Annotated in this window: 23 protein-coding genes and 2 tRNA genes; 19 read left to right on the forward strand and 6 right to left on the reverse strand. The window is 63.3% G+C overall.

What is annotated here, in order from left to right; genetic code table 11:
- The 10 genes from EN993_RS37790 to EN993_RS14665 all read left to right on the forward strand — a co-directional run.
- Positions 1-469, forward strand: a 469-nt coding sequence (locus tag EN993_RS37790; RefSeq protein WP_245468821.1) for a M20/M25/M40 family metallo-hydrolase, incomplete at its 5' end; no start/stop codon positions are given.
- A gap of 18 nt (positions 470-487) precedes the next feature.
- Positions 488-1660: a M20 aminoacylase family protein gene (locus tag EN993_RS14625; RefSeq protein WP_109662929.1), complete on the forward strand. Its 1173-nt coding sequence runs from the start codon at positions 488-490 to the stop codon at positions 1658-1660.
- A gap of 125 nt (positions 1661-1785) precedes the next feature.
- A complete protein-coding gene (locus tag EN993_RS14630) occupies positions 1786-2583 on the forward strand; it encodes an agmatinase family protein (RefSeq protein ID WP_109663375.1) in 798 nt (265 codons plus the stop codon).
- Positions 2584-2855: 272 nt separating this feature from the next.
- Positions 2856-3068 (forward strand): hypothetical protein, encoded by a 213-nt coding sequence (locus EN993_RS14635; protein WP_109662932.1) that lies wholly within the window; start codon positions 2856-2858, stop codon positions 3066-3068.
- 98 nt (positions 3069-3166) lie between these two features.
- The gene (locus EN993_RS14640) at positions 3167-3340 is read left to right on the forward strand and encodes a hypothetical protein (protein ID WP_109663378.1); all 174 of its coding nucleotides are present in this window, start codon (positions 3167-3169) and stop codon (positions 3338-3340) included.
- An 82-nt stretch (positions 3341-3422) separates the two neighbouring features.
- Positions 3423-5516 carry an ATP-dependent helicase gene (locus tag EN993_RS14645; protein WP_127263830.1) on the forward strand — a complete coding sequence of 698 codons (2094 nt, stop codon included), beginning with the start codon at positions 3423-3425 and terminating at the stop codon, positions 5514-5516.
- A gap of 16 nt (positions 5517-5532) precedes the next feature.
- On the forward strand, positions 5533-6309 hold the full coding sequence (gene dapB, locus EN993_RS14650) for a 4-hydroxy-tetrahydrodipicolinate reductase (RefSeq protein ID WP_127263832.1): 777 nt from the start codon (positions 5533-5535) through the stop codon (positions 6307-6309).
- A gap of 210 nt (positions 6310-6519) precedes the next feature.
- Positions 6520-7533 carry an ABC transporter substrate-binding protein gene (locus EN993_RS14655; protein WP_127263833.1) on the forward strand — a complete coding sequence of 338 codons (1014 nt, stop codon included), beginning with the start codon at positions 6520-6522 and terminating at the stop codon, positions 7531-7533.
- A gap of 106 nt (positions 7534-7639) precedes the next feature.
- Positions 7640-8449: an ABC transporter ATP-binding protein gene (locus EN993_RS14660; protein ID WP_127263835.1), complete on the forward strand. Its 810-nt coding sequence runs from the start codon at positions 7640-7642 to the stop codon at positions 8447-8449.
- A gap of 11 nt (positions 8450-8460) precedes the next feature.
- Complete coding sequence (locus EN993_RS14665) at positions 8461-9339, forward strand: ABC transporter permease (protein ID WP_127263837.1); 879 nt, start codon at positions 8461-8463, stop codon at positions 9337-9339.
- 13 nt (positions 9340-9352) lie between these two features.
- On the opposite strand, the gene EN993_RS14670 is transcribed toward EN993_RS14665, so the two are convergent.
- Both EN993_RS14670 and EN993_RS14675 read right to left on the reverse strand, forming a co-directional pair.
- Complete coding sequence (locus tag EN993_RS14670; protein WP_109662945.1) at positions 9353-10711, reverse strand: sensor histidine kinase; 1359 nt, start codon at positions 10709-10711, stop codon at positions 9353-9355.
- 5 nt (positions 10712-10716) lie between these two features.
- Positions 10717-11385, reverse strand: coding sequence for a response regulator (locus EN993_RS14675; protein WP_109662947.1), 669 nt, complete (start codon positions 11383-11385; stop codon positions 10717-10719).
- A 465-nt stretch (positions 11386-11850) separates the two neighbouring features.
- Here EN993_RS14675 and EN993_RS14680 point away from each other — a divergent pair, with 465 nt between their 5' ends.
- The 3 genes from EN993_RS14680 to EN993_RS14690 all read left to right on the forward strand — a co-directional run bounded on the left by EN993_RS14680 (position 11851) and on the right by EN993_RS14690 (position 12818).
- Positions 11851-12054 (forward strand): DUF680 domain-containing protein, encoded by a 204-nt coding sequence (locus tag EN993_RS14680; protein ID WP_109662949.1) that lies wholly within the window; start codon positions 11851-11853, stop codon positions 12052-12054.
- A gap of 47 nt (positions 12055-12101) precedes the next feature.
- Positions 12102-12344, forward strand: a complete 243-nt coding sequence (locus EN993_RS14685; protein ID WP_109662951.1) for a DUF680 domain-containing protein — start codon at positions 12102-12104, stop codon at positions 12342-12344.
- Between the two features lie 234 nt (positions 12345-12578).
- Entirely contained in the window at positions 12579-12818 is a 240-nt protein-coding gene (locus EN993_RS14690) for a DUF680 domain-containing protein (RefSeq protein ID WP_127263839.1), read from the forward strand.
- 51 nt (positions 12819-12869) lie between these two features.
- Here the strand turns inward: EN993_RS14690 and EN993_RS14695 are convergent, their stop codons facing one another.
- Genes EN993_RS14695 through purM form a run of 3 tightly spaced genes read right to left on the reverse strand, consistent with a single transcriptional unit; the run spans position 12870 to position 15229 of the window.
- Entirely contained in the window at positions 12870-13379 is a 510-nt protein-coding gene (locus EN993_RS14695) for a histidine phosphatase family protein (RefSeq protein ID WP_109662956.1), read from the reverse strand.
- Between the two features lie 15 nt (positions 13380-13394).
- Positions 13395-14108 (reverse strand): phosphoribosylglycinamide formyltransferase, encoded by a 714-nt coding sequence (gene purN / locus EN993_RS14700; protein ID WP_127263841.1) that lies wholly within the window; start codon positions 14106-14108, stop codon positions 13395-13397.
- Positions 14105-15229 carry a phosphoribosylformylglycinamidine cyclo-ligase gene (gene purM, locus EN993_RS14705; protein WP_127263843.1) on the reverse strand — a complete coding sequence of 375 codons (1125 nt, stop codon included), beginning with the start codon at positions 15227-15229 and terminating at the stop codon, positions 14105-14107. Before purM ends, purN begins: the two co-directional genes overlap by 4 nt.
- A 200-nt stretch (positions 15230-15429) precedes the next feature.
- On the opposite strand from purM, the gene EN993_RS14710 reads away from it, so the two are divergent.
- Genes EN993_RS14710 through hdaA form a run of 3 tightly spaced genes read left to right on the forward strand, consistent with a single transcriptional unit; the run spans position 15430 to position 17867 of the window.
- Complete coding sequence (locus EN993_RS14710) at positions 15430-15987, forward strand: CDP-alcohol phosphatidyltransferase family protein (RefSeq protein ID WP_126068635.1); 558 nt, start codon at positions 15430-15432, stop codon at positions 15985-15987.
- On the forward strand, positions 15959-17161 hold the full coding sequence (locus tag EN993_RS14715) for an AI-2E family transporter (protein ID WP_127263845.1): 1203 nt from the start codon (positions 15959-15961) through the stop codon (positions 17159-17161). The genes EN993_RS14710 and EN993_RS14715 overlap by 29 nt, the downstream gene beginning before the upstream one ends.
- A gap of 1 nt (position 17162) precedes the next feature.
- Positions 17163-17867 carry a DnaA regulatory inactivator HdaA gene (hdaA, locus tag EN993_RS14720; RefSeq protein ID WP_127263849.1) on the forward strand — a complete coding sequence of 235 codons (705 nt, stop codon included), beginning with the start codon at positions 17163-17165 and terminating at the stop codon, positions 17865-17867.
- A 145-nt stretch (positions 17868-18012) separates the two neighbouring features.
- Here the strand turns inward: hdaA and EN993_RS14725 are convergent.
- A tRNA-Pro gene (locus EN993_RS14725) sits at positions 18013-18089 on the reverse strand.
- A 124-nt stretch (positions 18090-18213) separates the two neighbouring features.
- Here EN993_RS14725 and EN993_RS14730 point away from each other — a divergent pair.
- From EN993_RS14730 to EN993_RS14740, 3 genes are all read left to right on the forward strand, one after another.
- Positions 18214-18519: an ETC complex I subunit gene (locus EN993_RS14730; RefSeq protein ID WP_109662967.1), complete on the forward strand. Its 306-nt coding sequence runs from the start codon at positions 18214-18216 to the stop codon at positions 18517-18519.
- A 47-nt stretch (positions 18520-18566) separates the two neighbouring features.
- A tRNA-Arg gene (locus EN993_RS14735) sits at positions 18567-18643 on the forward strand.
- A 197-nt stretch (positions 18644-18840) separates the two neighbouring features.
- The gene (locus EN993_RS14740; protein ID WP_127263847.1) at positions 18841-19062 is read left to right on the forward strand and encodes a hypothetical protein; all 222 of its coding nucleotides are present in this window, start codon (positions 18841-18843) and stop codon (positions 19060-19062) included.
- Positions 19063-19266 lie beyond the last annotated feature (204 nt).

Below are 19266 nucleotides of genomic sequence, written 5' to 3' on the forward strand. Positions count from 1 at the left end.
AGCCTCGAACGCGCCGACCGTCGCCACTGTCGGCACGATCCGCTTCGAGCCGAATGCCATCAACGTCATTCCCTCGCGCGCCGTCTTCACCATCGATCTGCGCGATCCCGACGAACAGCGCCTGCAGGCGGAGGAGGCGGAACTTGCCGCCTATCTCGAGCAGCTTGCCGCCGCCGAGAAGGTGACGATCTCGGTCGAGCAACTGGCCCGCTTCGAGCCGGTGATCTTCGATCTCCGCATCGTCGAACGTATCGAGGCCGCCGCGAGGGCCCGTGGTCTTGGCGTCAAACGGATGACATCCGGCGCCGGCCACGACGCACAGATGATGGCGCGGATCGCGCCGGCAGCGATGATCTTCGTGCCGAGCGCCGGTGGCATCAGCCACAATCCGCGCGAGCACACCGAAGATGGCGAGCTTGTTGCCGGCGCCAACATCCTGCTTGATGTGGCCGCGCAACTGGCAAAGTAGGTCAGGAGGGGCAGAAGAATGTCTGAACTCGATCGCGATGCACTGAAGCAGGAGATGATTTTCTGGCGGCGCGATTTGCACGCGCATCCCGAATTCGGTTTCGAGGAGGAGCGCACCGCCGCCTTCGTCGCCGCCAAACTGCGCGAATTTGGGTTGGACGATGTCACCGAAGGGGTTGGCGGCACCGGCGTCGTCGGCACGCTGAAGCGCGGCAGCGGCAACCGGGCGATTGCGCTCAGGGCCGACATGGATGCATTGCGCATCACCGAGCAGTCGGACGCGCCCTACCGCTCCGGCAATCCCGGCATCATGCATGCCTGCGGCCATGACGGCCACACCACGATGCTGCTCGGCGCGGCAAAGCTGCTGGCAGAGCAGGGCGGTTTCGACGGCACTGTGCGCTTCATTTTCCAACCGGCCGAGGAATGGGGCAGGGGGGCGCTAGCCATGCTCGACGATGGGCTGATGCGGCGCTTTCCCTTCGACGAGATCTTTGGCCTGCACAACATGCCCGGCCTGCCGATCGGGCATTTCGAGACCCGCGCCGGCCCGGTCATGTCGGCCGAGGATAATTTCGAGATCGTGCTCAAAGGGCTCGGTGGCCATGCCGCGCGGCCGCATGCGGGAAACGAAACACTGGTCGCCGCCTGCGCGCTGGTCACCAATCTGCAGACCATCGTCTCGCGCCGGCTGAGCCCGGCCGACATATCGGTGGTTTCGGTGACCGAGCTGATCACCGACGGCACCCGCAACGCTCTGCCCGGCCTTGCCCGCATCCTCGGCGATGCGCGCAGCTTCCGTCCCGAGGTCAGCGCCGAGATCGAGCGGCAGATGCGCATCATCGCCGAGGGTACCGCCGCCGCCTACAATGTCACCGCCGAAGTCAAGTACAGCAGGGAGTTCGTGCCGCTGCGCAACGATGCCGAACTGGTCGATGCCGCGTTCGCGGCCGCAAGAGGCGTCTTCGAGCCCGGCAACATCGCTGTCGCCCGCGAGCCGATGACCGCCTCCGAGGATTTCGCCCGTTTCCTCGACCACGTCCCGGGCTGTTTCGTCTTCCTCGGCAATGGCGAGGCTTCCGCGCCGCTGCACAATTCCAGCTACGACTTCAACGATGACGGGCTGTTGTTCGGCACGAATTTCCACGTCGCCGTGGTCAGGCAAAGGCTGTGTGGCGAGGCGGGAAGATGATCGCTTTTTTGATCGCCAGACCGCGCTCGCCGCTGGCCCAAGCACCGCTGCTATTGCCAGCCAGCTCCGGGGTTTATTGAACTCCCCCAGTTTTGTGAACTCCCAGTGACGGAGCCCGGATGCCGATGACCAGGATTTCGCTTCTGGGAATTCCCCACGACGACAATTCGTCCTTCGCCAAGGGCGCAGCGCTTGCGCCCGCCCATATCCGTCCCGAATTGTTCTGTGATGCCTACAGCATGTGGAGCGAAACCGGTTTCGACCTGACCGACAGGCTGGTCGATCATGGCGACATCCGTTTCGACGCCGCCACCGATCCATGGGATTTGATCGAAGGCGAGGTTGGACGCGTGCTGGAACTGGGCGATCCGCTGATCTGCCTCGGCGGCGACCATGCCATCTCCTGGCCGGTGCTGCGCGCGGTGCGCCGCCGACACCCCAGCCTGACCATTCTGCACATCGACGCGCACCCCGACATGTATGAAGCCTATCAGGGCAATCCGCGCTCCCACACCTCGCCCTTTGCCCGCATCATGGAAGAGCGGCTTGCCGACCGCCTCATCCAGGTCGGATTGCGCACCGTCAACGACCATCATCGCGACCAGTTCGATCGGTTTGGTGTCGAGGTCATCGAGGCCGCGCGGTTCAGCGATGATCTGCGGCTCGACCTCACGACGCCGGTCTATATCTCGATGGATCTCGACGGGCTCGACCCGGCTTTTGCGCCGGGTGTCTCGCATCGCGAACCCGGCGGCCTGACTACTCGTCAGGTCATCAACCTGATTCAGTCGATCAACCAGCCGATCGTGGCGGCTGATATCGTTGAGTTAAATCCCGCTCGCGACATCGCCGGCCTGACCGCCGGCGTGGCGGCAAAACTCCTCAAGGAGATTGCCGGAATGATGGTCAAGACACGCGGGTGACGGGCCGGCGAGGGTACGTTTTTAACGAAAACAATCGCCCGATGACGCCAGGGAAAGACTCAGCTACCTTCTGCTGTGCGGCGGACCTAATTATCCGCTTGGCCGGCGCTTCATTCCTCCTCCCAAGCGGCGCCGGCCTTCTTCCCCCAAAGAGCCCCTTTGTTGATGCTAAATTAGCGGAAGTTAAATTTAGAGCGTTTGGGCTTGCCTGAAATTAGGGTCTTTCCGACATAAATCCGGCATGCCTTTCGAAGGTGCTGGCAGGAAAACCGATGCGCGGGCGTGGATGGATCAAGGCGTTGCGTCAGGACGAGGCCCGGCAGGTGCGTGCGCGCATTGCCGAACTGGAGCGCGACCTGATGGCGACCTCTCCGCAGGGCCGCCATAGGCGGCACGAGGCAGGACACGAACTTCGCAATGCCAAGTTCCGCCTGGAGCGTCTCGAGGAATGCATCGCCGAAATACCGGAACGGGCTGAGTGTTAGCGGAAGCGATCGCGGCTCTCGATCACATACCCTGATAATCGGGAGGGAACCAAATGCCGTCCCCTCGGGTTGGTTCTGTTCCAATGGAGTACGCAACCATGTTCCGTCTGCTTATCGCCGGCGCTTTGGCTTATGTCACATACCGCCTCACCAGGCAGATGATCGATGACGTGCCCGATACAGTCGACCCGCTGTTGCTGCCACCGTCGCAACATGATCGCGAAGCCTTGCGTCGGCAGTCAGCCGCGATTGGTGTCGATCCGCAACGCTAGGCGTGATCCCCCTCGGTCTGCGGGGGCTAAGTCTGCCTCGCATCGACGTTGCGAACAAAGCGGAAACGATGCTTGATGGGCGATGAACCTCGCCACCGCTGATTCGACCTTTCGGGATCCGACCGTCCAGCCTGCCTATCTCGCCCGGCTGAACGATGCCCAGCGCCAGGCCGTCGAGCATGGCGACGGCAAGATAGCCGGTCCGCTGCTGGTCATTGCCGGCGCCGGTTCGGGCAAGACCAACACCTTGGCGCATCGCGTCGCTCATCTGATCGTCAAAGGGGCCGATCCGCGCCGCATCCTGCTGATGACTTTTTCGCGCCGCGCCGCGGCCGAAATGGCCAGGCGCGTCGAGCGCATCGCCGGCGAAGTACTCGGCCGCGATGCCGCGGTGATCACCGATGCGCTGACCTGGGCCGGCACCTTTCACGGCATCGGCGCGCGGCTGTTGCGCGACTATGCGCTGGAGATCGGCCTCGACCCTGCCTTCACCATCCATGACCGCGAGGATTCCGCCGACCTGATGAATCTGGTCCGCCACGAGCTCGGCTTCTCGAAGACGGAGGCGCGTTTCCCCACCAAGGGCACCTGCCTTGCCATCTATTCGCGTGCCGTCAACGCCCAGGCGCCGCTTAACGAGGTGTTGGGGTCTGCCTTTCCCTGGTGCGCCGGTTGGGCGGAGCAGCTGAAGCAATTGTTCGCCGGTTATGTCGAGGCCAAGCAGGCGCAGAACGTGCTCGATTACGACGATTTGCTGCTCTACTGGGCGCAGATGGCGGCCGAGCCTGAAATAGCGATGCATCTCGGCGGGCGCTTCGACCATGTGCTGGTCGATGAATACCAGGACACCAACCGTTTGCAGGCCTCGATCCTCATGGCGCTGAAACCCGACGGCGCCGGGCTGACGGTGGTGGGAGACGATGCACAGTCGATCTATTCGTTCCGTGCCGCCGAAGTACGCAACATCCTCGACTTTCCAAACCAGTTTGCGCAAGCCGCCGATGTGGTGATGCTGGAGCGCAATTACCGCTCGACCGAAACCATTCTTGCCGCCGCCAATGCCGTGATCGGCGAGGCCTCGGAGCGCTTCACCAAGAACCTGTGGTCGGAGCGCAAATCCAGCGACAGACCGAGGCTGGTGACCGTGCGCGACGAGGTCGAGCAAGCCAATTTCGTCTGCGACACCATCCTCGCCGAGCGCGAGGCCGGCACGGCGTTGAAATCCCAGGCGGTGCTGTTTCGCGCCTCGCATCATAGCGGGCCGCTGGAGATCGAGCTGACACGGCGCAACATTCCCTTCGTCAAGTTCGGCGGCCTGAAGTTCCTCGATGCCGCCCATGTCAAGGATGTTCTGGCGGTGCTGCGCTTTGCCGAAAACCCGCGCGACCGGGTCGCCGGCTTCCGCGTGCTGCAGCTGATGCCGGGCATCGGCCCTTCGGCCGCGGCGCAGATCGTCGAGACGATGACGACGGCGCTCGACGAGGCCATGGGGCTGGCCGGCTGGCGCCCGCCGCAACGCGCGGCGGATGACTGGCCGGGCTTCGTCTCGCTCTATTCCGGCCTGCGGGCCGGCGCCAAATGGCCTGCCGACCTCGAACGGATCAGGCTGTGGTACGAGCCGCATCTGGAGCGCATCCACGAGGATGCAACGACGCGCCGGGCCGACCTGTTGCAGCTCGAGCAGATCGGCTCGGGCTATGCCTCGCGCGAACGGTTCCTCACCGAACTGACGCTCGACCCGCCGGACGCCACCAGCGATCAGGCCGGGCCGCCGCATCGTGACGAGGACTATCTGATCCTGTCGACCATCCATTCGGCCAAGGGCCAGGAATGGAAGAATGTCTTCGTGCTCAACACGGTCGACGGCTGCATCCCGGCCGATCTCGGCGTCGGCACCAGGGAGGACATCGAGGAGGAGCGCCGGCTGCTCTACGTGGCGATGACGCGGGCCAAGGACAATCTCAACCTGGTCATGCCGCAGCGCTTCTTTCCGCACGGCCAAGCGGCGCGCGGCGACCGCCATCTCTATGCCTCGCGCACCCGCTTCATCCCGGCTTCGATCCTGGCTGCGTTCCAGCAGGTATCATGGCCGAGCGCGCAAGCGGCACAGGGCAGGGCGGCCCGGCCAGAGGTGCGCGTCGACATCGGCGCGCGCATGCGCGGCATGTGGAAATAGCCGCGGGGATAGCGCCATGTCGCAACCACCGGTCAGGGTCGCCATCGCGGGTGCGCTAGGCCGCATGGGCCGCCAGATGGCCGACGCTGTGCAGGACGATGCGCGGCTGGCGCTCGCCGCCCGCTTCCACCGGCCGGGCATCGTCGGCGAAGGTCTGGTGAGCCGCGACGAGGCGCTTGCCATGGCCGAAATCGTGATTGATTTCACCACGCCGGCTGCCTCGGCCGACTTGGCCAGGGTTTGCGCTGGGCGCGGCGGGCCAGCCCTGGTCATAGGCTCGACGGGCTTCGATGCGGCGGAATTGGCTGATATTGCCGATGCCGCGAAGACCATCGCGATCGTCCGCTCAGGCAGCTTTTCGCTTGGCCTCAACATGCTGGTCGGGCTGGTCGAGCGGGCGGCGAAAGCGCTCGATCCCGACGACTGGGATGTCGAGATTGTCGAGGCGCATCATCGCCACAAGATCGATGCGCCATCAGGGACGGCGCTGATGCTGGGGCAAGCCGCAGCCGGCGGGCGCGGCATCGAGCTGGAGACGGTCGCAAGGCGTGTACGCGACGGCGTCATCGGCGCGCGTCCGGCCGGCGAAATCGGCTTTGCGGTGATGCGTGGCGGCAGCATCATCGGCGAGCACAGCGTCCGCTTCTGCGCCGAGGGCGAGCTTGTTGCCTTGTCGCATGCGGCCGGCGACCGCATCATGTTCGCCCGCGGCGCCATCGCCGCCGCACTCTGGGTGGCGGGACGCCCGCCCGGCGAATACGACATGCGCGACGTGCTGGGGCTGAACAATTGAAACAGGGGGATGGCTTGTGTGTTCGCGGCATGACCGCCTCGCAGCGGCCGGCTAATACCCACAGCTTACTAATCTGTATGGTTTGATTTTCAGCTTTTCCTTGAAAGCTGGATGAAAGGTTGGTGCCCTTAGTGTTCATGGGCGCCCCATATTTGTCGCGGAAAGCGATGGGAGAGAGAGGGGCGCGGAAACGAACAAAGGGAAGAGGCCATGTCGCTCGCGCGAACTCTGCTTGATTCAGCCGCCACAACCGCACTCGTCGCCACCATGGCCTTGTCGGCGCCGTCCGCGCGCGCCGACGAAAAAGTTTCCATCATGGTCGGCGGCTATGAGAAACAGATCTATCTGCCCGCCAAGCTGACCGAAGCGCTCGGTTACTTCAAGGACGAGGGTCTCGACGTCGAGTTGCTGAATGAACCGGCCGGCGTCGATGCCGAAAACGAGATGCTGGCCGGTGCCGTGCAAGGCGTTGTCGGTTTCTACGACCACTGCATCGATCTGCAGGCAAAGGGCAAATTCGTCGAATCCATCGTCCAGTTCAGCCAGGCGCCAGGCGAGGTCGAGCTTGTTTCAACGAAACACCCCGAGATCAAATCACCTGCCGACTTCAAGGGCATGAGCCTGGGCGTGACCGGTCTGGGCTCATCGACGAATTTTCTTACGGAATATCTCGCCGTCAAGAATGGTCTGAAGCTCGGCGACTTCACCTCGGTTCCGGTTGGCGCAGGCACCACCTTCATCGCCGCCATGCAGCAGGACAAGATCCAGGCAGGCATGACGACCGAGCCGACGATCACCCGACTGCTCAAGACCGGCGAAGCGTCGGTTCTCATCGATATGCGCACAATGGAAGGCACTAAGGCTGCGCTGGGCGGCACTTACCCGGCCGCATCGCTCTATATGCAGACCGACTGGGTCGAAGCGCACAAGGACATCGTGCAGAAGCTGGCCAACGCCTTCGTCAAGACGCAGAAATTCATCAACACGCATAGCGGCGCCGAGATCGCCGACAAGATGCCGCAAGACTATTATGTCGGCGACAAGGAAGGCTACGTGAAGGCCCTCGATGCCGGCAAGGCAATGTTCACCCCCGACGGGATCATGCCCGAAGGCGGCCCGGAGACTGTGCTGACGGTTCTTTCAGCCTTCAAGAAGGAACTGCAGGGCAAGCAGATCGACCTCTCCAAGACCTACACCTCGGAATTCGTCAAGAACGCCAAGTAGCAGACCATGCCGGCGCGATGCGCGTCGCCGCGCCGGCAACCGTCGGTTTTTCACGTCCGGCGGCTCTGGCCGACGGCGGGCGTCCGCTCGAACCCGGAGTTCCATCATGACCCATGAAAAGACCACACCAGCGATTGAACTGATCAATGTCAGTCGGCGGTTCCTCACACCCACCGGCAAATCACTGACGGCGCTGCGCGATTTCACCATGACCGTCGAGCGCGGCGAATTCGTCGCCGTTGTCGGTCCGACCGGTTGCGGAAAGTCCACCACCCTCAACCTCGTCACCGGGTTGGCCAGTCCAAGCGCCGGCGAGGTTCGTGTCATGGGCGCGCCCGTCAAGGGAATAGACCCGCGCATCGGTTTTGTTTTCCAAAGCGATGCCTTGTTTCCCTGGCGAAATGTGATCGAGAATGTGATGGCTGGCCCGCTCTTTCGTGGCAGGGCGAAGTCGGATGCCACGGCCGCGGCACGCGACTGGCTGGCGCGCGTCGGCCTGTCGCGTTTCGAGCAGCACTATCCGCACCAGCTTTCCGGCGGCATGCGCAAACGTGTGGCGCTGGCCCAAACCTTCATAAACGGCCCTGAGATCCTGCTGATGGACGAACCGTTTTCGGCGCTGGACGTGCAGACACGCGTCCTGATGCATGAGGAATTGCTGCGCCTGTGGTCTGAGGCAAAGGCGTCCGTGGTCTTCGTAACGCATGATCTCGAAGAGGCGATCGCGCTCGCCGACAAGGTCTATGTCCTGACCGCCGGACCGGCCACGGTAAAGTCGGTCTACACGATCGATCTGCCGCGGCCGCGCGTGGTCGCCGATATCCGCTACGAGCAGAGCTTCATCGATTACTCGCGCACGATCTGGGCTGATCTCAAGGAAGAGGTCGAGACCAGCTATGCACGTGCCGCGGCCTGAGGAGGAACGCCATGACCGATGCTACCATCGACATCAGCGCAGGAGCTTTCAGGCCGGGCACTTCCGATGCGGAAATCGAGGCGGCCGCCGCCAAGGCGGCACGGAATCGCCGCCGCACGGTGATGTTCTGGCGGGTCGCGATCCTGGTCGCCTTTCTAGGCTTGTGGGAAATTGCCGCGCGCCAAGCGTGGATCGACCCGTTCTTCTACGCAATGCCGAGTACGATCACGCAGCGGCTCTATGAATGGACGACGGAAGGAACGTCCGAGGGTCCCCTCTGGTATCATCTCTATGTCACCATGGAGGAGGCGGTCATCGGCTTCGTCACCGGCTCGGTTGCCGGTATCATCATCGGCGTCGCGCTCGGGCGCAACCGCATGGCTGCCGACATTTTCTCGATCTACATCAAGGTGATCAATTCCATTCCGCGCGTCGTCCTGGCGCCGATCTTCATCATGATCCTCGGCCTTGGCCTCGCTTCGAAAGTGGCGCTTGCCTTCGTGATGGTTTTCTTCGTTGTCTTTCACAATGCCTTCCAGGGCGTGCGCGAAGCCGACAGGGCAATGATTGCGAACGCCCGCATCCTGGGCGCGTCCAATTGGCAGCTGACCCGTTCGGTGATTGTCCCTTCGGCGATGAGCTGGATCTTCGCCAGCCTGCATGTCAGCTTCGGCTTTGCCATCATCGGCGCGATCGTTGGCGAGTTCGTCGGCTCGCGTTACGGTATCGGCCTGCTGATCAACATCGCCAAGGGTTCCTTTGACGCCGCTGGCATGTACGCCGCGATCGTCATCGTCATGGTGGTGGCGCTGGGTGCTGAATATCTGATGACCATGGTCGAGGATCGCCTGGCGAAATGGCGTCCCCAGCCCCTGCATGAGACGCAGTGAGCGGCGACAGACCTTAGCTGCTTGCCAGCGGCAGCCTTACCTCGACCACCAGACCGCCGGCCGCGCCATCCCCGAGGGTGACGCGGCCGCCGGCATTGTCGACGACCTCGCGCACAATGGCCAGGCCAAGCCCGCTGCCTTCCTCGGTCGATCCAGCAATGCGGTAGAAGCGTTCGAACACATGGTCTCGCTCATCCAACGGGATGCCGGGCCCATCGTCGGCGACCGTCAGCACGGCTTCGCCGTCGATGGTCGCCAATTTCACCGTGACGCTGCCGTCGGCCCGGGAGTAACGCAGCGCATTGTCGACGAGGTTGACGATCATCTCTCGCAACATGGTGCCGTCGCCGATGACCGGCACCGGACCGGTCTCCTCGAGGCCGAGATCGATATTGCGGCCGATCGCTGTCGGCGCCTGCGTTTCCAGCACGTGGCGGGCGGCTTCGGTAAGGTCGATATGGTCGGCGCGCGGCCGCCGGCTGCCCGGCTCCGCCCGTGACAGGGTCAGAAGCTGTTCGGCCAACCGCGCCAGCCGGCCGGAACTGGCCTGCAGCGCCATCAGCGCTTCCTGGCGCGCGTCGGAGGCACTTTCGCGCAGCGCGTAGCTTGCCTGTGTCGACAGCAGCGCCAGCGGTGTCCGCAACTGGTGCGCCGCATTGGCGATGAAGCGGCGTTGCGCCGCCATCTGCGCCCGCACGCGCTCCATATAGGCGTTCAGCGCATCGATCAGCGGGCGGATTTCGCTTTGCGCCCCTGGCACTTCGACCGGATCCAACTCGCTGCGGCTTGGCGAGCGCACCGCGTCGCGCAACCGGATCAAGGGCGCAAGGCCGCGATGCAAGCCCAGCAGAACGAACAAACCGGCAATCGCCACCAGCGCCAGTTGTTGGGCAAAGGCGCCAAACCAGAGACGCTGCACCATGGCGTCGTGTCCGGCAAGCGTGACGCCGACCGTAACGGTGATCGGCGAATCGTCTCCGGCGCCGACCACCGTGTGGCTGAAGGTCAGCAACCGCAGCCGATGGTCGCGATAGGTTGCCTCTGTGTCCGGGGACTTCGGTGCTTCCGGCAGATCCGGATAGCCGGTCAGCAGCCGCCCTCCGGCGGTCTTGACATGGTAGTAGACGCTGTCGTGATCGCCGGTGTCGAACATCTCGATCGCCGCCGGCGGTATCGTGGCGTCGAGCATGCCGTCAGTCACGGCGACGCGTTCGGCGATAGCACGCGCCGAGCCCATCAGCATGCGATCGGTGACGAGGTCCGCGGTTGCCAGCGCGTTGCGGTGGCTGGTCCACAGATTGATGGTGGCGAGGCCGACGAGCGGCAACACCACCCAAGCAAGAAGCTGCAAGCGGAGACTGTTAATCCTCATGGCGCCTAGTCTTCAAGGCGCAGGAGATAGCCGAGGCCGCGCAGCGTGACGATACGGACCCGCGCCCCTTCGAGCTTTTTGCGCACGCGGTGCACATAGATCTCGATGGCGCTGGGGTCGGCGTCGGTCTCGAAATCATAGATAGCGGCCGACAATGCCGCCTTGCTCACCGTGCGCCCGGCCTTGACTACAAGCTGTTCGAGCACCGCGTGCTCGCGCGGCGTCAGCGCCAGCGTCTCGCCGGCGAGCGAAAACAGCCGCGTGTTGGTGTCGAAGACGAGATCGCCGCAGGCAACGACCGGCGCGGTGCGGTCATTGGCTCGGCGCAATTGCGCACGGATGCGCGCTTCGAGCTCTTCGATCTGGAAAGGCTTCGCCAGATAGTCGTCGGCGCCTTCATTGAGGCCCTTGACCCGACCGTCGAGACTGGCATTGGCGGTCAGCACGATCACCGGCACCCGGTTGCCACGGGCCCGCAACATGCGCAGCACCTCCAGCCCGCTCATGCGCGGCAGCGCCAGGTCGAGGATGACAAGCGCGTGGTCGCCGGCTGCGAGCGCGTGTTCGACATCCTCGCCATCATGGACGATGTCGACGACATAGTTCGCCTGACGCAGGGTCTTGCCCAGCCAATCCGCCAGTTCGCGATTGTCTTCTACAAGCAGCAACCGCATTTCTATCGCTGTCCTGGGGTGCAGGTCACCCGGATTTCCGCCCGCTTCTTCAACTGGCACCGCTAAGTCGCGCCCGATTGATGATCGTGCACAAGCGATAATCTCGATCCATCCGCAAGGCAAATGCAGGAGATCCAGAAGTTCAGATGGTGGCGTGGCCGCACAAATCGAACCGATCGGTTCGTTTTCTGTTGACGGACCGTGCAGCACGTAGTGAACACCGGCGGCCAGAATGCCTTGGTGTGGAAAACGACGTTTTCAATAAGTATCTGATATTATTTATAAAAATTATCCCTGCCGAACCCCCTTGCTGAATTTCAAGGGGCGGATTCACACGGCCTATGGAACATCTTCGTGATTGGAATCCGCGGCGAGGCAAACCCATCTCGGGGTGGTCCGAGCGACGCGAAATTCCTCCCAAGGGCACGCCACTAGACGGACAGAACAAACACTGGAGTAAATAAAATGACCAAGATCGCTCTTACCGCCGCCGCCATCCTCGTTGCCACGGGCACTGCTTTTGCCGGCAGCGACAATTATGGCTCGGCCAACGCCAATCAGCCTGCCGTCACTGTCGACCAGTCGGTCACTGCTTCGATCTCGAAGTCGACGCAGACCGTCCAGGCCCCCGCTTCGCAGGGCGCTGACCGCAATCTCTTCGGACGCTAATCGCGACTGCCGATATCAATCCAATCTTGAATTCAGGAGTAAATAAAATGACCAAGATCGCTCTTACCGCCGCCGCTATCCTCGTTGCCACGGGCACTGCTTTTGCCGGCAGCGACAACTATGGCTCTTACAATGCCAACCAGCCGGTTGCCAACCAGTCGGCTTCGAGCCAGTCGCTTTCCAACATCGACACCTCGCACACCGGCTCGATCGTGAAGTCCGAAAAGGCACAGGGCGACGCTAATGCCAAGGTGCCGGCTCAGTCTGGCCAGGGCATCTGGGGCCACTGAACAACGCAGGCCTTGATTACTTGACTACAAAGAGCGGTGGGCTTGGCCCACCGCTCTTGTTTTTTGCGCGGAGGAATAGGCACCGGCCGGCGGCTTCGGCTCAAGGCGCCAATCCTGCAGTCGGCAAAAAAACATTCCACATCCAGGAATAAAACCGGACTGCCCAGGGTCTTGTCCTTAGCGGAACCGTCCTCCCAAGACGCCGCCTGACGGAAAGAACCAGGAGACTTGAAAATGAACAGGATTTCTCTTATCGCCGCCGCCATTCTCGTTGCCACGGGCAGCGCTTTTGCCGGCAGCGACCACTACAACTCCACCAGTACCAACCAGCCGGCTGCCCCGGTTGCCGGCGTCGATCATGCCGTCACCGGGGCGGTCAAGAACACGAATATGGCTGAGCACAAGGCTGCCGGCACCAGGACGAAGACCACCACCGATTGGCCGGAACCCGGCCAGGGCATCTGGGGCAACTGATGTCTCGGGCGCCGCGGGTTTGACCCGCCGCGCCCGCTCGACACCAGATTTCTAGCCCAGATCCTTTGGCCGCAGACAATGTGTCAGCCGGGCGGAGGACAGGCCGGACCAGTCGCCCTCGAAGACGAAGCGCGCAAGGGCAGCAGTCGGGAATTTTTCATCGAGCTTCTTGCGCGCCTTGGCCTCCGACTCTGGTCCGGCAAGCTGTCTGGCCAAATCCTCCAGGCCCGGATTGTGGCCGATCACGACCAGGCATCCGCTCGACCCGTCTGTTTTACGAATCTGGCTCAGAATATCCGCCGCTGAAGCATCGTAGAGCGCTTTGGCGAGTTCGACCCGAGGGCGGACGGACAGTTCCGCTGCCACCAGCCGCCAGGTGTCGCGGGTGCGCAGCGCCGGCGACACCAGCGCTAGCTCCGGCAGCCAGTTGCGCGCCGCAAGCTCACGGCCCATCAATTGGGCTGCTTTCAGTCCGCGCTCGGCCAGCGGGCGGTCGAAATCATCGAGATCAGGGTCGTCCCAGCTCGATTTGGCGTGGCGAAGCAGGAGAAGCTGTTTCATCGTCACGCTCTCGACTCACGGCGTGATGCGCGCCAGATGCTCGAGGTCGGCTTCCTCACGCAGCGGGTCGGGGGCCATCACCACCGAGGTGCTGTTGTCGGCATCGTCGGCAAAGTGGGCAAGCACGGTGCGGCCGGCCTCCATGCGCGCCTTGCCTTCGGCGACCAGCCCCAGCGCCAGCGGATAGAGCCGGTGTTCGGTCTTCAGCACACGGGCAGCCAATGCATCCACAGTGTCGCCAACCATCACCGGCACGGCCGCCTGGGCGATGATCGGGCCGTCATCCATCTCGGAAGTGACGAAATGCACGGTACAGCCATGGATACGCATGCCGGCGGCCAGCGCGCGTGCATGGGTGTCGAGCCCCCTGAAAGCCGGCAGCAGGGCAGGGTGGATGTTGATCATGCGGCCCTGCCATTTCTGAACGAAGCCGGGGGTGAGGATGCGCATGTAGCCGGCCAGCGCCACGATCTCGGCATTGAATGCCGTGAGCGCTGCGTCGATCGCGGCATCATGCACCTGCTTGCTGCCATGGTCGGCACGCGAGATGACCTGTGTGGCGATGCCGCGCGCCCTGGCGATGCCGAGGCCGGCGGCGTCCGCCTTGTCGGAAATAACGCCGACGATCTCGGCCGGGAAAGCCGGGTCGCTGGCCGCCGCGATCAGCGCGGTCATGTTGGAGCCGCGCCCCGAGATCAGGACAACAGCGCGTTTCCTCTGCGCGCTCATAGGCCGATCGAGCCCCGATAGATGACGCCGGCATCCCTGCGCGGCACGATGCGGCCGATCGGCGTCACCGTCTCGCCGGCCTCCTGCAGCACGGCCGCGACCTGTGCTGCCTGGCCGGACGCGACCGCCAAAATCATGCCGATACCGCAATTGAAGGTGCGCATCATCTCTTCCGGCGCCACGCCGCCGGTCTTGGCCAGCCACGAGAACACGGGCGGGACGTCGATCGCCTCGAGGTCGAGCTCGGCCGAAAAATCCTTGGGCAGCACGCGCGGAATGTTTTCCGGGAAGCCGCCGCCGGTGATGTGGGCGAGCGCCTTGATGCCATGCGTGTTGCGGATCGCCTTGAGGATCGACTTGACGTAGATGCGGGTCGGCTCGAGCAGCGCCTCGGCGAGCGTCGCCTCGTCGTTGAACGGCGCCGGATCGCCCCAGGCCAGGCCGCTGACGGCAACGATGCGGCGCACCAGCGAAAAACCGTTCGAATGCAGGCCCGAAGAAGCCAGGCCTAGCAGCACGTCGCCCTCGACGATGTCGTCGGTGGGCAAGAGCTGGCCGCGTTCTGCAGCACCCACGGCAAAGCCGGCAAGGTCGTAGTCGTTGCCGTGATACATGCCGGGCATCTCAGCCGTCTCGCCGCCGATCAGCGCGCAGCCGGCCTTGCGGCAGCCCTCGGCAATGCCGCCGACGATCGCGGCACCCTGGTCGGGATCGAGCTTGCCGGTGGCGAAATAGTCGAGGAAGAACAGCGGTTCGGCGCCTTGAACGACGATGTCGTTGACGCACATGGCGACGAGATCGATGCCGATCGTGTCGTGCTTGCCGGCGTCGATGGCGATCTTCAGCTTGGTGCCGACGCCGTCATTGGCGGCCACCAGCACCGGATCGGTGAAACCGGCGGCCTTGAGGTCGAACAGGCCGCCAAACCCGCCGATCTCGCCATCGGCGCCGGGCCGTCGCGTCGCGCGCACCAGCGGCTTGATCTTCTCGACCATGAGATTGCCCGCATCGATATCGACGCCGGCCTCGGCATAGGTGAGCCCGTTCTTGCGCTTGCCGGTTTTGGGTTGGCCGCTTTTGGGCTGGCCCGTTTTGGGCTGGCTTGTGTCGCGCTTGCTCATCGCAATTTTCCTGCTCGTTTGCGGGCTCTTCGCATGAACGGTTTCGGTCCGCAAGGATAACGGCGGCCCAGCGGCGTTTCGGCATGACAAAATCGTGGACAGCAAATGCGAGACGGCCAGGTTCCGATTGTCAGTCTCTCCCTTGCACCCACCCGCCACCTCCATCATCTATGAACAAAACAAAGCGACGGGACATCGCCTTGACCATCCCCAATCTGATTACCATCCTGCGCCTTCTTCTGGTGCCGGCGGTGGTGCTGGCAATGTTGCAGGCACGCTGGGACTGGGCCTTTGCCGGCTTCCTCATCGCCGGCATCTCCGATGGCGTCGACGGGTTCATCGCTCGCCGCTTCAACCAGCAGTCCAGGCTCGGTGCCTATCTCGACCCGATGGCCGACAAGCTGCTGCTGGTTTCGGTGTTCGTGGTCATGGGTTTCATCGGGCAATTGCCGCTCTGGCTGGTCGTCACCATGGTGTCGCGCGACGCGCTGATCGTCTGCGCTGTCGTGTTGTCGACCGTCATGGCCCATCCGGTCGAGATGAAACCGCTGTTCGTGTCGAAGGCCAACACCGCCATCCAGATCGTGCTGGCCGCGGTTGTGCTGGGCGAACTCGCCCTTGTCGTTCACCTCGACCCACTGAGGCCAGCCCTCATATTGCTGTCCGGGGTCTTGACCGTGGCTTCGGCCGCGGCCTATCTCGTGGCTTGGCTGAGGCATATGAGCGGCTATGGCGAAGGCTCCACTCCGGACATCTGAGACAGAAACGGCGGCGATAGAGGCTGCGGCCGTCGACATTGCCGCGTCCGCCGCCTTCCGCCGCCAGATATTCTTCTGGCTGGCCAGCGCGGTCATCCTGGCGCTTTTTCTCTATGTCTTCAGCGCCATCCTGTTGCCCTTCGTCGCCGGCATGGTGCTCGCCTATTTCCTCGATCCCGTCGCCGACCGGCTGCAGCGGCTCGGCCTGTCCCGTTTCATGGCGACGGTCGTCATCCTCATCACCTTCCTCATCGTGCTGGTGCTGGCCTTTGTTATCCTCATTCCGGTTCTGGCCACGCAAATGGCCGATTTCGCCGGAAAATTGCCGGAATATCTGACCCGGTTGCAGAGCCTGATCACGTCGTTCGACCCGAAATGGCTGGAGCAGAAATTCGGCGTCAACGCCAATGGCTTGCGCGACGGCCTGAATTCGCTGCTGACCTCCGGCTTCGGCCTGATCACCACCGTCTTCACCTCGCTGTGGAGTTCCGGCATGGCGCTGGTCTCGGTGGTCAGCCTGTTCGTGGTGACGCCGGTGGTCGCCTTCTACATGCTGCTCGACTGGGACCGCATGGTGGCGGTCATCGACAGCTGGGTGCCGCGCGACAACGTCGCGACCGTGCGCGCCATCGCGCGGGACATCAACACCGCCACAGCCGGCTTCGTGCGCGGCCAGGGCACGCTGTGCCTGGTGCTGGGCGCCATGTATGCCACCGGGCTGACGCTGACCGGCTTGAATTTCGGCATCCTCATCGGCCTGTTCGCCGGGCTGATTTCCTTCATCCCCTATGTCGGCTCGCTGACCGGGCTGGTGCTGGCCGTTGGCGTTGCCTTCGTCCAGTTCTGGCCGGACTGGACCATGATCGTCGCTGTCGCTGTCGTGTTCTTCATCGGCCAGTTCATCGAGGGCAACATCCTGCAGCCGCGGCTGGTCGGCAAGAGCGTCGGCCTGCACCCGGTATGGCTGATGTTTTCGCTGTTCGCCTTCGGCGCGCTGTTTGGCTTCGTCGGCTTGCTGATCGCGGTGCCGGCTTCGGCTGCCGTTGCCGTGCTGGTACGGTTTGCCATAGCCCGCTATCTCGAATCGCCTCTCTACAAGGGCCATGGCGCGGCGCCTGTACCGCAGCTTCCGGCCGATCGCGGCGGTGGCCACCGCACGCAACCGCGTCGCTGAAGTGACTGCCCAGCCAACCGACCCGCCACGCCAGTTGCCGCTCGATCTCGGCCATGGCACCGGCTATTCGCGCGACGACCTCGTCGTCTCGGGCACCAACAATCATGCGGTGGCCCTGGTCGACCGCTGGCCTGACTGGCCTTCGCCGGTGGTGGTGCTGGCCGGTCCCGCCGGCTCCGGCAAGACACATCTGGCCTCGATCTGGCGCGCGCGCGCCAGCGCGGTGGCGGTCGACGCCCGGCGCATCGGCGACAGCATCGCCAATCTCGGCGCCCGGCCGGCACTGATCGACGATGTCGATACCGGGGCGGTTGATGAACAAGGCCTGTTCCATCTGATCAATGCGGTGCGGGGTGCAGGCTCCACACTGCTCCTGACGGCGCGCCGCTTCCCATCGGCCTGGGGCGTCAGGCTGCCTGATCTAGCCTCGCGGCTGAAGGCGGCGGCGACAGTCGAGATCCATGAGCCTGACGATCTCCTGCTCGCCGGCGTCATCACCAAGCTGTTTGCCGACCGACAGGTCGAGGTCGAGCCGCATGTCGTGCAGTATCTCGTGCGCCGCATCGAGCGCTCGCTGGCGACGGCCATGCGCGTGGTGGAAAGGCTGGACCGCACCGCGCTCGAGCGCAAGACGCCGATCACGCGCACGCTCGCCGCCGAAACCGTCAACGCCATGGATGAAGGGCAGGGCGAATTCGAGATTTAGCCTGGTCCTGAGAGCTGATCTCACAGCCACATTCTGGCGAAATGGCGGACCGGCGGCGACCTCGGCAAGGCCGACGAGCGGAAACGGCGCAAGGTGACCATGCGACCGTGCCAATGGCTATCGATACCGTGTTTCCGGGAGAGGATGGTCGGAGTGGAGAGATTCGAACTCCCGACCCTCTGGTCCCAAACCAGATGCGCTACCAGGCTGCGCTACACTCCGAACGGTCTGTTGCCTATTCATTTCGGCGTTGCATGGCAAGTGCAAAAACCTTGCCGCCGCGTGCATTGCGCAGTAATGACGGGCGAAGGGTGGCGATGCTACCTTGCACAATAACGAGGTGGCCATGTCCGCGCGCATTTTCAGCCCAGCCAAAACCGCTATGCAGTCCGGCAAGGCCAAGACCGGCCACTGGGTGCTGGAATTCGACCCCGAGATGCGCAAGAAGATCGACCCGCTGATGGGCTACACCACGTCGGGCGACATGAGAAGCCAGATCAGGCTCACCTTCGACACCAGGGAAGAGGCGGTGGCCTACGCCGAAAAGGAAGCGCTCGCCTACCGCGTCGAGGAGCCGAAAGAGACCAAGCGCCGCCAGATTTCCTATGCGGAGAATTTCCGCTATGACCGCAGGACGCCCTGGACGCATTGAACGGCGGCCAGCGCAAAAATATCCAGCCGGCCCAACGGCCGGCCAGCGGTCCCGTAGCTCAGCTGGATAGAGCACCGGCCTTCTAAGCCGATGGTCACAGGTTCGAATCCTGTCGGGATCGCCAATAATTTCAAGTGGTTAGTGTGTGATGAGAGTCGGATTGACGTGGATCGCGCAGCCGCCGGCGCTGTCGTATTATTTCGTGACTCAGCCTTTTCGGAACCTTTCCCGCGCACGGCGCGTTTCGGCGCCTGTATTCGCAAAGCCTCATACAAAAAGCGGATCGGTGGGAGGCAAACACGGGTGGGGAGGAGTGTTGCAATGTCGAACCGAGAAATAGGAATATCTTCGGCCCTGGATCGGCGCATCGCGGATCTCAAGGCCAGGATGCTGGACGCCCGGATCACCGAATACGAAATGAAGACCTTTCAGAAAGTGGCTTCCATCATGGGAGGCGGCGAAGGCTCCCTCTGCCTTGATGCCGACGACCTGATCGCGGCATCCTTTGTCGTCGACGCGCTGGGTAAACCAACACTCAACTGACGGCGGACGGTCTGGCTTCGAACGCCGCTTGCTCTGCCAGCAGCTTGGTCCAAACCCTCAAGCCGGGAATCAGGATGGCCGCCTTTCTCGGCGGCCGTCCTGCGGCGTCCGCGCGCGCAAGCATCTGTCGCGGGCGGCCAACCGCGGCTTGCCCTGCCGCAAAGCCACTGACCTCCGGTGCCCGCGCTCGGCGCTATGCCGCCC

Origin of the sequence: Mesorhizobium sp. M7D.F.Ca.US.004.01.2.1 (assembly GCF_003997785.1) — a bacterium.
GTDB classification, from domain to species: Bacteria; Pseudomonadota; Alphaproteobacteria; order Rhizobiales; family Rhizobiaceae; genus Mesorhizobium; species Mesorhizobium loti.

Coding starts and splice junctions, on each gene's coding strand:
- EN993_RS14625 (WP_109662929.1), top strand. CDS start 488: ATGTCTGAACTCGATCGCGATGCACTGAAGCAGGAGATGATTTTCTGG.
- EN993_RS14630 (WP_109663375.1), top strand. CDS start 1,786: ATGACCAGGATTTCGCTTCTGGGAATTCCCCACGACGACAATTCGTCC.
- EN993_RS14635 (WP_109662932.1), top strand. CDS start 2,856: ATGCGCGGGCGTGGATGGATCAAGGCGTTGCGTCAGGACGAGGCCCGG.
- EN993_RS14640 (WP_109663378.1), top strand. CDS start 3,167: ATGTTCCGTCTGCTTATCGCCGGCGCTTTGGCTTATGTCACATACCGC.
- EN993_RS14645 (WP_127263830.1), top strand. CDS start 3,423: ATGAACCTCGCCACCGCTGATTCGACCTTTCGGGATCCGACCGTCCAG.
- dapB (WP_127263832.1), top strand. CDS start 5,533: ATGTCGCAACCACCGGTCAGGGTCGCCATCGCGGGTGCGCTAGGCCGC.
- EN993_RS14655 (WP_127263833.1), top strand. CDS start 6,520: ATGTCGCTCGCGCGAACTCTGCTTGATTCAGCCGCCACAACCGCACTC.
- EN993_RS14660 (WP_127263835.1), top strand. CDS start 7,640: ATGACCCATGAAAAGACCACACCAGCGATTGAACTGATCAATGTCAGT.
- EN993_RS14665 (WP_127263837.1), top strand. CDS start 8,461: ATGACCGATGCTACCATCGACATCAGCGCAGGAGCTTTCAGGCCGGGC.
- EN993_RS14670 (WP_109662945.1), bottom strand. CDS start 10,711: ATGAGGATTAACAGTCTCCGCTTGCAGCTTCTTGCTTGGGTGGTGTTG.
- EN993_RS14675 (WP_109662947.1), bottom strand. CDS start 11,385: ATGCGGTTGCTGCTTGTAGAAGACAATCGCGAACTGGCGGATTGGCTG.
- EN993_RS14680 (WP_109662949.1), top strand. CDS start 11,851: ATGACCAAGATCGCTCTTACCGCCGCCGCCATCCTCGTTGCCACGGGC.
- EN993_RS14685 (WP_109662951.1), top strand. CDS start 12,102: ATGACCAAGATCGCTCTTACCGCCGCCGCTATCCTCGTTGCCACGGGC.
- EN993_RS14690 (WP_127263839.1), top strand. CDS start 12,579: ATGAACAGGATTTCTCTTATCGCCGCCGCCATTCTCGTTGCCACGGGC.
- EN993_RS14695 (WP_109662956.1), bottom strand. CDS start 13,379: ATGAAACAGCTTCTCCTGCTTCGCCACGCCAAATCGAGCTGGGACGAC.
- purN (WP_127263841.1), bottom strand. CDS start 14,108: ATGAGCGCGCAGAGGAAACGCGCTGTTGTCCTGATCTCGGGGCGCGGC.
- purM (WP_127263843.1), bottom strand. CDS start 15,229: ATGAGCAAGCGCGACACAAGCCAGCCCAAAACGGGCCAGCCCAAAAGC.
- EN993_RS14715 (WP_127263845.1), top strand. CDS start 15,959: ATGGCGAAGGCTCCACTCCGGACATCTGAGACAGAAACGGCGGCGATA.
- EN993_RS14730 (WP_109662967.1), top strand. CDS start 18,214: ATGTCCGCGCGCATTTTCAGCCCAGCCAAAACCGCTATGCAGTCCGGC.
- EN993_RS14740 (WP_127263847.1), top strand. CDS start 18,841: ATGTCGAACCGAGAAATAGGAATATCTTCGGCCCTGGATCGGCGCATC.